12 protein-coding genes, 1 tRNA gene and 2 pseudogenes are annotated in these 13,447 nt (G+C 35.1%); 6 read left to right on the forward strand and 9 right to left on the reverse strand.

All coding sequences use genetic code 11. The features are described from left to right. Window positions 1-193, forward strand: a pseudogene (locus tag BN2628_RS17510) (peptidase M23); the annotation flags it as partial. A gap of 12 nt (window positions 194-205) precedes the next feature. Further along, the gene (locus BN2628_RS05490) at window positions 206-883 is read left to right on the forward strand and encodes a porin family protein (protein WP_055096425.1); all 678 of its coding nucleotides are present in this window, start codon (window positions 206-208) and stop codon (window positions 881-883) included. 74 nt (window positions 884-957) lie between these two features. Here the strand turns inward: BN2628_RS05490 and BN2628_RS05495 are convergent, their stop codons facing one another. Next, entirely contained in the window at window positions 958-1,530 is a 573-nt protein-coding gene (locus BN2628_RS05495; protein ID WP_055096427.1) for a Crp/Fnr family transcriptional regulator, read from the reverse strand. Between the two features lie 140 nt (window positions 1,531-1,670). Between BN2628_RS05495 and BN2628_RS05500 the strand changes: the two genes are divergently transcribed. Further along, a complete protein-coding gene (locus tag BN2628_RS05500) occupies window positions 1,671-1,991 on the forward strand; it encodes a DMT family transporter (RefSeq protein ID WP_021930444.1) in 321 nt (106 codons plus the stop codon). A gap of 55 nt (window positions 1,992-2,046) precedes the next feature. Here the strand turns inward: BN2628_RS05500 and BN2628_RS05505 are convergent, their stop codons facing one another. Together BN2628_RS05505 and BN2628_RS05510 are read right to left on the reverse strand one after the other, a co-directional pair. Next, window positions 2,047-3,984, reverse strand: a complete 1,938-nt coding sequence (locus tag BN2628_RS05505) for an MBG domain-containing protein (protein WP_055096429.1) — start codon at window positions 3,982-3,984, stop codon at window positions 2,047-2,049. A gap of 39 nt (window positions 3,985-4,023) precedes the next feature. After that, window positions 4,024-4,698 carry a hypothetical protein gene (locus BN2628_RS05510; protein ID WP_052431582.1) on the reverse strand — a complete coding sequence of 225 codons (675 nt, stop codon included), beginning with the start codon at window positions 4,696-4,698 and terminating at the stop codon, window positions 4,024-4,026. Between the two features lie 384 nt (window positions 4,699-5,082). Between BN2628_RS05510 and BN2628_RS05515 the strand changes: the two genes are divergently transcribed. Together BN2628_RS05515 and BN2628_RS05520 are read left to right on the forward strand one after the other, a co-directional pair. After that, on the forward strand, window positions 5,083-5,982 hold the full coding sequence (locus tag BN2628_RS05515) for a helix-turn-helix domain-containing protein (RefSeq protein WP_044230101.1): 900 nt from the start codon (window positions 5,083-5,085) through the stop codon (window positions 5,980-5,982). 37 nt (window positions 5,983-6,019) lie between these two features. Next, entirely contained in the window at window positions 6,020-6,919 is a 900-nt protein-coding gene (locus BN2628_RS05520; protein WP_044230103.1) for a helix-turn-helix domain-containing protein, read from the forward strand. Window positions 6,920-7,117: 198 nt separating this feature from the next. Here BN2628_RS05520 and BN2628_RS17515 read toward each other — a convergent pair whose 3' ends face one another. Beyond that, window positions 7,118-7,507, reverse strand: coding sequence for a discoidin domain-containing protein (locus BN2628_RS17515; RefSeq protein ID WP_257606404.1), 390 nt, complete (start codon window positions 7,505-7,507; stop codon window positions 7,118-7,120). A gap of 138 nt (window positions 7,508-7,645) precedes the next feature. Further along, complete coding sequence (locus BN2628_RS17520; RefSeq protein ID WP_052431584.1) at window positions 7,646-8,002, reverse strand: hypothetical protein; 357 nt, start codon at window positions 8,000-8,002, stop codon at window positions 7,646-7,648. An 18-nt stretch (window positions 8,003-8,020) separates the two neighbouring features. Between BN2628_RS17520 and BN2628_RS17525 the strand changes: the two are divergent. Beyond that, window positions 8,021-8,476: pseudogene (locus tag BN2628_RS17525) on the forward strand (transposase); the annotation flags it as partial. Window positions 8,477-8,603: 127 nt separating this feature from the next. On the opposite strand, the gene BN2628_RS05535 reads toward BN2628_RS17525, so the two are convergent. The 4 genes from BN2628_RS05535 to BN2628_RS05550 form a co-directional block, all read right to left on the reverse strand. Further along, window positions 8,604-8,676 (reverse strand) — tRNA-Lys (locus BN2628_RS05535). Window positions 8,677-8,755: 79 nt separating this feature from the next. Then, window positions 8,756-9,559: an MBL fold metallo-hydrolase gene (locus BN2628_RS05540; protein ID WP_055096431.1), complete on the reverse strand. Its 804-nt coding sequence runs from the start codon at window positions 9,557-9,559 to the stop codon at window positions 8,756-8,758. A gap of 424 nt (window positions 9,560-9,983) precedes the next feature. Next, window positions 9,984-10,853: an outer membrane beta-barrel protein gene (locus BN2628_RS05545; protein ID WP_055096433.1), complete on the reverse strand. Its 870-nt coding sequence runs from the start codon at window positions 10,851-10,853 to the stop codon at window positions 9,984-9,986. Window positions 10,854-10,918: 65 nt separating this feature from the next. Next, window positions 10,919-13,432, reverse strand: coding sequence for a choice-of-anchor Q domain-containing protein (locus tag BN2628_RS05550; RefSeq protein WP_082430139.1), 2,514 nt, complete (start codon window positions 13,430-13,432; stop codon window positions 10,919-10,921). Window positions 13,433-13,447: the final 15 nt, after the last annotated feature.

The following is a 13,447-nucleotide window of genomic DNA, read 5'->3' on the forward strand; positions in this document are numbered from 1 at the left end:
AATATATTTTCTGACAGCATTGCACCGATATGGAAAAAATATCGACAGGGAAATCGAGAATATGACATCAAACAGTTTGCAAACAGATTTCAAGTTCAGACGTATTAATAGCTGGAGCGGGTTCATAAATAAAAGCTTGTATTTTGTACATTTTACACCCTATTATACAATCGAACGTATCGCAATTAAATAAACAAAAATTGAGATGAAAAATAATATAATTGGATTATTTTTATTGTTATGCACATTAAATATACAATCAGTTTCTGCACAAAGACACTACAGACCTGAAATTTCGGTTGGAGTAAAATTTGGTACCAACTTGTCAAATACTACATTTCAACCCAAAGTACAAGAAAGGCTTTTACTCGGTTATATGGGTGGATTATCCTTCAGATATATCGAAGAAAAACATTTCGGATTTATTGTCGAAGCTAATTTTTCACAACAAGGTTGGAAAGAAGATTTTGAAAACGAACCATATCGATTTTCAAGAAAGATGAATTACATCCAAATTCCTTTTATGAGCCATATCTTTTTTGGAAATAAATTTTTCAGAGGATTTGTAAATTTAGGGCCACAAGTAGGATTCTTTATATCTGACTCCTACAAAAGCAATTTCGATATAAATAATCCTCCAACATTTACTTCATCCAATCGTGAAACCCAACAATATACCATGCCAGTAGCCAATAAGGTCGATTATGGCATTACTGCCGGTGCAGGCTTAGAATTTAGAATATTGAGAAGTAGTTTCCTTTTAGAAAGTAGATACTACTTTGGTTTGGGAGACTTTTTTAAAAACCGCAAAAAAGATTATTTTGCTACTTCCTCGAATAAGAATATACTTATCGCTCTCTCATACATGTTCAGAGTAAGATAGAAGGAGTATTAACAAAAAAAATTAATCTCTGTATTTTTATCATATATACAAATATCATATTATATCATAATTTTTCATCGGATTTGCTTCATCTTTGCTCTTATTCTGCTTAAACTCACAGGTGTAATTCCCAAATAAGAAGCAAGACATTCCAACGGTATTCTTTGTAGCAAATCTGAATTATTTTTTAATAGAGCTACATATCGCTCTGTCGCAGTTGAGAACAATAATGAAATAAGTCTTTCTTCTGTCTGCAAAAATTCTAACTCGGCAAATTTTCGCCCCCAATTAGCTATATGTATATCTTCCTTAAACAATTCATATAAATCATTACGTTCCAATACATACAAAACAGAGTTTTCCATTAACTCTACGGTCTCATATCCACATTGATTATTTACATAACTTTTTAATGATACTATGGTATCACCCTCCCGCCCAATCCAAAAAGTCAACTCTTTTCCATCCACAAGAACATAAGCTCTTACAATCCCTTCTTTTATAAAAAATACGTTTCTTTCTATTTTACCCGCTTCTAATATTCGAAACCCTTTGGGATAAACTACAGTCGACAGGCTCGTCATTAATTTATTTATAGAAGCTTCAGGCATCAAATATATCTTATTTATAATCTCATATATATCCATATCTCCAATTTATCCGCGACAAAGATACCAAAGTAATTGCCACGCTGTTTTTTATATAATCATTTCTTATCAAATGTAAAGTAAATATACAAACTCCTCAACTAACTTTGTAACATCAAACATATAAAAAGAAATAATAAATGAATTGGATTATATTGATTATAGCTGGATTATTAGAAGTTTGTTTTACTTTTTGTCTGGGTAAAACAAAAGAATCTGCAGGGACAGAATTTTATCTGTGGGGAATCGGATTTATTGCATCAGTTATATTAAGCATGTGTCTCTTAGCCAAAGCAATACAAACGCTACCATTAGGCACCGCCTATCCTGTATGGACCGGAATAGGTGCAGTAGGTACCGTATTGGTGGGGATTTTTCTTTTTCATGAACCTATAACATTCGGACGCCTATTTTTTATCACAACATTGATTATTTCGATTATTGGTCTAAAAGTCATATAATAAAAAGACCCCTCTATCAAATTAGAAGGGTCTTTTCATTACATCAAAAAATCATCTATTTAATTAATATGCGAGTTACATAGGCTCCCACCTTAACTACATACACCGCATCTTCAACAAGTTCTAAAGGAATTACATCTCTATCCCCATCATATTTCGCCACTAATAAACCTTGCATATTATAAATACTTACAGGTAATTTTTCCGTATTGCCTTTAATATAAAGATTCCTTTCGGTAGTATATATGCATATCTCCTGATTCGTATTTAATTTTTCAATACTTGTATTTTCGACAATTGTCAAAATACCATCTACATAATCGACATTATAATTGGAAGACTCTCCAGGAACTATTATAATATTGAATATATCTCCCACTTTTACTGAAGAAGGAAGTCCATTTTCCAATATCGCTGTTGGTAATACTGTAAATGCTTTCTCTTTGTCATCATTATTGACCAATCCATCATACTCCAGCTCGAATATTTCAGGAACATCACTACCAATTATAAGATTTACATCTTTTGCTTTAACCGTTAAAGGAGCCTTCGCAATTTTTACTTTTATTTCTTTCTCTATTCCTGAAAAATCTCCTTTGGGAGAAATATAAGCAAAAATAGAAGTCTCTCCAGCTTGTTTAAACGTCACTTTCCCAGAAAGTGCAGAAGCAATGTCATAATCATTATTCTTATAAGATACTTTTGTTCCTTCATCAGTAGCAATGGTCAATGTCACAGGTTCTTCACCATAAACTACATCCAATTCCGTCTCAGCAATTTCCAATTTCGGAGCTGCTTTTACAATCACTTTACCATCATCCGGAATACAATTTTTCACCACATAATTCTCATACTCCATCTCCGGGATAGAAAGAGAAACCGTACCCTCTGTTCCTATGGGGTCATCTTTAGTAATACTCCAATTTGCAACAGGCAAGTTTTCACCAAACACCGAAGTTACATTATCGTCATACTGGAATCCCGTAAATGAAACACGTAACGGACATTTATCAAGCCCTACCGGAGCTACTATCTCTTTATAATCATATCTTGTATTAAGACTTTTACCTGCATATTCTACATAAACAGACAATGTTGTTTTTGTTATTATAAGAGTCTGATTTGGTGCATAACTAATATCATAATTAGTTGCTTCTGCTCCTGAAAGAGACACTGAACGGATAGCTCCGACAACTTCCGGCTCTTTCGAAGCCTTACTGGTAACTTTCACCGGTGCAGACAATACAGCTTCATCCTCCCCATTTTTAAATCCTTCGTAAACTATAGTATATCCACAATTTCCACTTTTAAGGTATGTATCGCTTACCGATATTCCTCGTTCACACCACGCATCTTTTACCGAAACTAACAATTTTGCCTTATTTACCGTCACAACCAAGGGCTCGGATTTGGCTGATGAATATGACGACGTACCACTTTGGGAAGCGGTTATTTTAGCTGTCCCTACCCCGACTGCTACCAAAGAACCACTCTGCTCATCATATTTGATTACAGATTCGTTATCTGAGGAATATACAAACGGAGCCGGACTATTAGATATAAATCCAAGATTATCGATATTATCACCATAAGTAAAACTTGGTTCCTCCGTCGGATTAGTTATTGTTGCCTCTTTTCCTCTAAATGTGAACGTATAAGTCAACTGCTTTTTCCCTGCTGTCTCGTTACATGTCACAATTACAGTCTTAACAATAGCTTCAGAATCTCCTGTCTCCTCTACCTTGACTGTAGCTGTCGCTCCATAAGGACAAGCATTTAAATCCTTATCCTTATCAGCATAAGGAAGATAATATTCAAAAACATCCTCATCAAAATTTTCCAACATTTCTCCACCTAAAGTTACTGATTTTAATTTCGTATTATAAATAAACTTTACATCATCTGCCCAAAGAGCATTTCCCGAACCAATATTACTACGAGTCCAATAATTGCAGGCAGAAATGATAATATTCGCCTTTTCCGGAGTTTGCATATTTCCATTCTCATATTCGACCGGAACTGAAATACGACTCTAATCCTTCAATTCTCCAGTAACGACATACTCAGCTTTACCAATAAGTTGAGCATTCCCACTATCAGGAGATTTTTTACCGAGAATACATATATCCTGATCTTTCACCTCTGTTGTTTCTTTCGAAGAAAACCCTCCTGTCGGATTTACCGGAACCGTCGATACACATGTTCCCTTCCATAAATAAGCCAAAATAAGAGCATCTTCCGGTTTCGAACTTTCTGCCAACGTCCTTTTATAAAATCCCACCAAAGAATCTGGACGTTCTGTAAATTCAATACCCCCAACTGTTCCTCCATCACATTGGTCAAGAGATGCTACAGCAAAAACCCAAGGAATACCTAAAGTTATATATCCAGGTGCAGGAGAAGTAATACCCACTGCACCTACCGATTTATTTTCCATCTTTACAGAAAAACCATCACTTTTTCCAAAACAATCATCATCCGGAGTAACAAGCGTCTCCTGAACAGATATAAGAACTTTCTGATGTACATTCGATGCTTCCCATCCTTGTGGCTGAATGCCAGGACGCAAATACATGCCTGGCAATGCACCATTACCTTTTGTATCTTTCACCCAAGGAGCATCAAAGTCACCTTTTATAGTCTGAGCATAAGTGACACTCATTACTCCCAACAACACTGCAATAATAAAAGTAAATTTTTTATTCATAAGTAAGTTTATTATATAATATAAAAATAATTACAAAGGAAGACTAATAATCTACCACCTACAAGGTCAATCTTTACGTTTTTATGTTCTATCTTTAAGAAATAATTCCATTTTCATTCTAAATAGAACATATTTTTATTCTATTTTTCTACCAAATCAGCCAACCCTCATTTTAAATACAGAATTCCACATCTCTGTCTACATATCCACATTTACCTGCATCCTATTTCGTAAAGTTTTTTCGCTCAATAGAGTAATACAGCAATAACATTGGCTGTGTATATATTACAGACATTTGTAACTTATTTACTGATTATCAATAAGACAATATATATAATATAATTTTATTCTCTACATTTGTACCACACCAAAAATTTGAACTATATGAGCGAAGTAATCAAATTGGATACTGTAGACCAATACAACAAACTGTTTCACCTCGAAACATTACATCCATTAGTCAGTGTCGTCGATTTGTCAGAAGCGTCACAATTTCCGACACATTTTACTTTAAACTATGGTGTTTATGCCATTTTTCTAAAAAATACAAAGTGTGGAGACATTCGTTACGGAAGGCAAATATATGACTACCAAGAAGGCACAGTTACCAGTTTCGCTCCCGGACAGGTCGTAAAGACAGAAATGGCCGAAGGAACGCAACCCAGTGCCCACGGCTTACTATTTCATCCCGATTTGATTAAAGGTACATCTTTAGGACAAGAAATAAAACATTACTCATTTTTCTCATATGCCTCAACCGAAGCATTACATTTATCAGAAGAAGAAAAAGAAATATTCTTAGATTGCCTAAAAAAAATAAAAATGGAACTTTATCATCCAATTGACAAACATAGTAAACGGCTTATTTCTAGAAATATAGAACTTCTACTAGACTATTGCATGCGTTTCTATGAACGGCAATTTATTACACGTTCAGAAAAAAACAAAGATGTATTAGTAAAATTCGAAGCTTTACTTGACGACTATTTTCAAAGTAATGCACCTCAAACAGACGGCCTTCCTTCTGTAAAATATTTTGCAGACAGAGTATTTCTATCTCCCAATTATTTTGGAGACCTAATAAAAAAAGAAACGGGAAAAACCGCACAAGAATATATACAAAACAAGATTATTGATTTGGCAAAAGAAATGATAATTGGAACAGAAAAAAACATCAGCCAGATAGCTTTTGATTTAGGCTTTCAATATTCACAACACTTCAATCGCATATTTAAAAAGAATGTAGGCTACACGCCCAATGAATATAGAAAATTGCAGATGTAACAAGACTTTTTTGTGTAAAGACTACACATAACGTAAAATGAAAACAGATACATTAAATCTAAATACGGTACATGAGTGTAATTGCATTTTAGGGAAAAAGACTCTTCACCCTTTAGTAAGTATCATTAACCTCTCTTCTAAAAATTGGGGACAATTAGATTGCCTAAAGGTGGGATTTTATGCAGCACTATTAAATGAAAGTTTTTGCAAAAGTTTTATTTACGGACGGGAAAAATGTGATTTTTCTGACGGTACTATTCTTTTCTTTTCTCCTGGAGAAACAATAGAAATAAAAGAAAGAGCCGAAATCTTTCATTCAAAGGGTTGGTTATTGACTTTCCATCCCGAATTTATTACAGGAACTTCATTGGGAATGAATATCGGCAATTACACATTTTTCAACTACCAAAAAAGTGAAGCATTACACCTCTCTTTCCGTGAACAAAAAAATATCTGTAGGTGTATGGAAGATATAGAAAAGGAGCTTCTCTGGTCTATAGACATTTATAGCAAAGCGCTTATATCTAAATATATTGAAATATTTTTGGATTATTGTACACGATTTTACACACGACAATTCACCACACGGAGTGAAATCAACAAAAAAATTATAAATAAAGTCGAAAAAATCATTGAAAATGTTCTTCTCAACAGACAAATAAATTCATTCGGAGTGTCTATGACAAAATATTGTGCTTCACAACTGTCTCTGTCTGATACGTATCTCGAAGATTTATTAAAACATGAAACCGGAATGAGAATGAATGAATATATACAAATAAAATGTATAAATATAGCAAAAAAATCACTGTTAGAAACAAACAAATCTTATAACCAGATAGCTAAAGATTTAGGCTTCCCTTCATCCCAACATTTCAGCAGATTATTTAAACGCATTACAGGAATTACTCCTACCGAATATAAAACTCAAAACTAATAAAATTGCACAGAAACATGAAAAAATCGGCCTTAAAAGACTGATTTTCAAACTTTTGAGCTACCCTATTTCGATTTTTACCCTCCGAGAATCGAAATGAGATATTGATCTTATATACTCCGATACAAATATTCAATTATCACTACCTCCAATCCGGATAATCCTGACCTGTCCCCCCCTCAAGCTTAGGTTCTTTAGTCAAAACAGGTCAAATTCAGCAACGGACGCCACTTTATCGCCTGCCGCTATTTCTGTTACTTCTACACGTACATAACGGGCAGATATCGTTTTTTTGAAATAATGATAGCGTTTACTCGGATCATTGATTATGTTACCAAATTCAAAACATTCCACCTCAGTCCAGCTTTTTCCATCATCACTAACCTTAATAATACCGTTTGCTATCAGACCTTTCGAATTACGGGTTTGAGGAGTGTAAGCAAAACCGTTTAGTGTCTGCGATGAACCTAAATCAATTGCCCAATAAAGGGGGAACATTCCTCCTTTTCCCGATAACCAGAAAGTATTCGGTTTAGCATCGAAAGCGGCTATTGCCGGATTAGACTGAGTTTCACTGCTGGCCCCCAACAATTTCTAATTTTTCTTAATTAATCCCAAGCGTTCAGTAGCAACTGCTCCTTTCTCTCCTTTCAGTATAGCCACAGCTTTCACTTCGCCACGATCCATTATAAACGGAGAGCGGTATTCGATCGCTTTTTCGTTAGGTTATTGACCATCAGTCGTATAATAAATTTTATATTCCCCATTCATATTCTGTCTACGATAATTCCAACCGGAATTATCAGGTTCGATAGTTACTTTCCCGTTCACATCCTGTTTAATACACAGTTGAGGTGGACGAGCTGCATAATAATGAGCAGAAATATGGCTAATCGCCGGAATTAACCGAGATTCCAACAAACGGAGACGAAGTTTATCTGTCGTCACTTCCGGAAAGCGGAGAATACGTCTATAACCAATATTTGTAGAAGCAACAATCTCAGTCCATCTTCCGTCAATCCAGGCATCCACCGCATGTTTTTCTACCCGTTCACCATTTGTTGCGATAGCATTCTGAAGCATATAGATTGCATATGCCTGGGCAAGATATATTATGTCCCGGTACTCGAGAACGGGGATTCAAGAAAACAGTTGCTGGCAAGAAGCATATACTCCTCTATCATGAAAGAATCGTTATGGACTGAGTTACACGTGTGTGGTCGGTATTCTGTTCAGGGAATATCCTGATATAAAAAAGGCATATTATCTTTCAATAAGGCTTAGGGAGGTTTACCACCAGCACAAACATAAGAATACGGCTTAAAAAAACTGGCAAGATGGTATGATGAAGCGAACAAATCCGGCTTCCTTGCTTTTGGAAGGGGGACTAAATCCGTACGGACACATTATTTGGGAACCATACACTTCTTTGAAAAACGTTCTGCCAATGCTGCTTCTGAATCTTACAGTGCTAAAATAAAGAGTTTCCGTTCACAATTCAAGGGAGTAAAGGACAAGGCTTTCTTTCTGTTCAGACCGGCCCCAATTTATGCTTAAGCAATGAAGCACTCTGGAGGTTACATTGAGCCCTCGTTGCTTATATATAGATATTATTTAACTCAATATTTTAAAAGATAAAGAGAGTATAACCTAATTAATTCAGTTATACTCTCTTTATCTTTTGTGACCCCGGAGGGGATCGAACCCTCGACCCAATGATTAAGAGTCATTTGCTCTACCAGCTGAGCTACGGAGTCATTACCTCTCAGTTGCGGTTGCAAAAGTAATGCTTTTTATGAAACCAACAAAAGATTTTTATAAAAAATCAAAGAAAAATTATTCAAATTCATAATATTCGGACGCATGGTTTCTTTTTAAAGCTATCAGTTGTACATCTTTTCCTACCCTAATGCCCTGCTGATACAAACTATATTCTACAGTTTTATAAGCTAACTCAGGATGATTATTCTCTCGGCTCAAATGGCACAGAAATATATAACGCAGATGTTCGTTTATATTATTTGCTAAAAATTCGGCTGTCGCAGCATTGCTCATATGACCGTGATCATTAAATATCCTTTTTTTCAAATAATAAGGATAAGAGCCTTGCTGTAACATTTCTTCATCATAATTGGCCTCTATCACCAAATAATTAGCCTGGCACAAATATCCCGCTACTCGCTCTGTTATATGCCCCAAATCTGTCGCAAAAGCAAAATTATGATTTCCATATCGGACAAAATACCCCACATTATCACTCCCATCATGAGGGACCTCAAAAGCAGTAATTACAAAATCACGCAATGTAAACTCGACTTCCTTGTGTATTATCCGCCCAGCACTATATATTTTCTCAGACATACAATAACTACGGTTCATCCCTGCCAAAATATCTGATGTCGTATACACCGGTATTCCATATTTCTCACCCAAACATCCTGCTGACTTTATATGGTCAGCATGATCATGGGTAATAAGCAAACCTATAATTTTTTCAAATGCTATACTATTTTCTTTCAGTGTCTTCTTTATTGTGCGTATCCCTATACCAGCATCAATCAACAGTCCATATTCATTATTACCTAAATAATAACAATTTCCGCTACTTCCGCTGGCCAGACTCATAAAACGTAGGCTCATTCGTGGATATATTTTCAGCTTAAATTTTGCAAAGATACTTTTTGTCGTCTAAATACAGAAATTTACAACTACAAAGTTTAAAAGCTTATCTCTATTTTCTGATAAAAGTAATTTCTTGTTTCGTCTTGTATTTCTCCGTCATATGTCCCCGCCTTTCACTTTGGGATGAGGGAAAAGTGTACAATTTCCTTTCGAAACAAGGATAAAAGGGGCATATAACGATGAGAAACGCAGCCTGAATTGAGAAATTCTCAAGATGCTGTTAAGGAAAGTGAAATGTAACTCCGACGGAAATATTTAAGATACTTACCGGATAAGGTAGTGTATCCTGTTTTTCAGTGGACAATTTTAATTCTAAATTTCCTTTTGAAGAAAAAGTCTTTTGAGATATATCTCAAAAGACTTTTTCTTCAAAAAACAAATTTTATTTACTCAAATCAAATACAAAAGATAATTTTACTCCCGCTGCAATAGGAATCACTTTATCAACAAAATCAATAGCAACACCATCAGTACCGGTATATCTCGAATCCATAACACTCTTACAAACAAACTTTTCCGGAGATAAACTATTATAAGATACAAACATATTTCCAGGCTTCTCTTTATATATATTATTAACTCCATAATCTACATACACCCCTGTTTTAACAGCAATATTTTCCGATAACTTCCATTTCATTCCAAACTCTGCTGATACAATACAAGCTAATTTAAAATCAATATCTCCATCCGAATCACGTTTAAAGTTTCCAAAACCCAAAAATTCAGGGGAATCATATTCAACATTTTCATATTCATAAAATCCCGTATTTTTCAAATTTACGTTCTTCGCCTTAAAAGTAGATTTTACAGGAATTCCCAGCTTAACACCGACTCCTGCATAAAACATATCATTTGAAGTCCGATATCGAAACATAACCGGAATTTTAAACATCATTGTTTTTTGTTTCTCTTCATAATCAGTTATCACAGAACGAAATATAAAATCACTCCCTTCAAAATCACGACTTCTGTAACTTATATCCATACAGTCGATCTGGCTTTTAGCATTATAAAATGATACTCCAAATCCCGTTCCTAACCCAAAACTTTTAGAGAAATAATATGTATAATCTAAACCAAAAGAACCTCCTAATCCATTTCTTACATCACCAAGAGAAGAATTATAATTTAAAGTTGATAAACCATAATCTCCGAAAACAGACAACTCATGGTCTTTTACATTTTGTGCATTTGCCGATAAAACACTTATAAGACCAGAACAAGCTAATATAATTATTTTCTTTTTCATTGTAACTCTTTTTTATTTTGCTTTACTTAATTTCACCAAAAGGACAAAAGTTTTATTTTCCAATCTTATTTAACTATAACTTTCATTTCCTTTAATACTTTATCTGTCGAAAATATACGAACAATATAAGTACCTTCACTTTGAGGTAAATCCACTATATTTTTCTCTGAAACAACTTTAGTTGTATACATCCTCACACCTTGTAAAGTCAAAATTTCTACCAATGCTCCTGTTTTTACCATTTCAGTATCAAGCTCCACTATCAAAGGAGTACCTTTCGCTACCGGATTAGGATAAGCTCTCAAATGTAACTCCTTCAATGTAGGAAAAGCATTATCCGTTCTTAATGTACCTAAAGAAAGTCCCCAATTATCTTCGGCTTCCACTTCCAGATAGTATTCATCTTTTTCATTCAACCAACTTCCTAAAACACTTCCTGCAGAGAAAATCTGGTCTGTTCCTACCAACTTATATTCACTCTCTCCTGCAGCTTTTCGGTACCACTTATAAGAAGTGAAATTATATCCACCATTATTATCCGGATTATTTACCGCTGCTAATGTATTATTCCAACGCTGTTTTACAATTGCATCAAACTCAAAATAACGTTCTATTTTCAAATTATATTGTTTCGTCTTTGATCCATCACCAGTAGTCAAAGTAAATGTATAATTCTTTACTAATGGTTTCGACACATCTAAAGAAATTTTCCCCTCAGAAATCTCATCACCTGTTATTGTTCCCGTTCCTGCCGGTATAAGCTTTACATCTACAGCATCTGTCATATTATCTTTTCCTACTGAATAATATATATCATATATGTTATTCGTTTCGCCAAATATGCCAAACAGTTTATCATTTACATATATTTCTACTGAAATTACATTATTCGGTAATACATTAACTACCTGTATCTGATCTTCTGCAGCTTTATAATTATTATTTCCTGTCTGTGATGCAATGATATTGGCTGATCCTACTGACAAGAACGATAACAAGCCATCTGAAGTGACCGAAACGACTGAAGGATTATCACTCGTAAATGTCACAGCCAAACCTGAACTTGCAGAAGCAGTCAGCTGAACAGGATCCATTCCTACATATTTATCAGTAATAGCATCAAATATTATACTTTGGGATGCTTTATTTATAATCAATTTTCCTGTTATCTTAATCTGAGGATAGGTTCCAGTATTGTCCGTCAATTTTGCTTCAATAGTATATTCACCTGCATCAGTTTTTGGCTCATTACCTATATATTCACAAGTATACAAATCTGCAGCATTTTCAGGCATACCATTTAATTGTAAACTATATTCCTTACCATCATAATCAACAGTAACAGGCGTTAGCTCAGCTCCGCCAAACAGATACTCATAAACACCCATATCTACCGGGCCACTACTCCGTGGCAGTCCATCTAAATCAACTGAAACGTCAGGAATCAATGCATTATCTCCCATGTTAATTGCCGGACTCCCTGCCTGCAACCTGAAATCCCCATTTTCGACATCTACAAACATCGGATCTTGAGCCCCAACTTCCCCTTCAATCAAACAGTTGGTTCTAGTTATCGATTGGCTTTCTTTTTCTACGTCAACAGCACCTTCTCCACAATTCCAAACAATACTATTTTGCAAGGTCAGCTTTTTTCCATTATAATATGCAGCTCCAGCTTTTGATGACGCTGAATTTCCAAACATAGTCGCATTTGTCACTGTCATCGTACCAGAATAAATTGCAGCAACAGCACCTCCTTTTTGGGCCGAATTATTTACAAAAAGCATATTCGTCCCACTAATAGTACTTGAAGATGCAGCACTCAACGCACCGCCCTGACTTGCCTTATTATCTTCAAATGCGACATTATTCAATACCATATTCGATGAAGCCTCTGTACAAACAGCTCCTCCTCCAAAAGATGCTGCATTGTTATTTTTAAAGACAATATCTTCCAAATTGGCCCCACCCCGCTGAACGAACATTCCACCACCATGTTTACGTGACAGATTTTTCTGCGTTACAACATATATGCTTCCATCTCCTGAGGCATTGGCATTTCCCCCTTGGATGATAAAACCTTTAATTGTAAGGTCTTTGCCAAAAGAATTACATACCACGACAACATGATAAACATCTCCATTCGAAAGGACTCCATCTCCATCCAAATCACCACTCAATATAACAGGATTATCCTTAAAATTTGCTTTATCCGATCCTCCTGTAGGATAACCTCCTTCTATCAATAAATTACTACGAGTTATAAGAAAAGCTTTATCTCTATCTGTAGTTGCTTTGCCTTTTTGGTCAGTACCTTCACCTTCCACGACTTTGTATGCCGGCATATATACACCTTCCGCAACTAATATTTTTGTCACAGCATCATTTGTGTTTGCATACTTTATAGCTTCAGCCAATGAGGTAGCAGCATTTGACCAACTCGAACCATCGTTTGTACCAGTTGCGCTTGCATCTACATAAATAGTCTCGGAAATAGGATTGATTACTGCCTCTGACGAAAAAATTGTCATTAAGCTAAATCCTAAAAACAACATAAAAAAAATTGATTGTGTTTTCATACTTAGAAGTTTATT

The sequence above is a fragment of the Gabonia massiliensis genome (genome assembly GCF_001403595.1).
Classification (GTDB): Bacteria; Bacteroidota; Bacteroidia; order Bacteroidales; family Coprobacteraceae; genus Coprobacter; species Coprobacter secundus.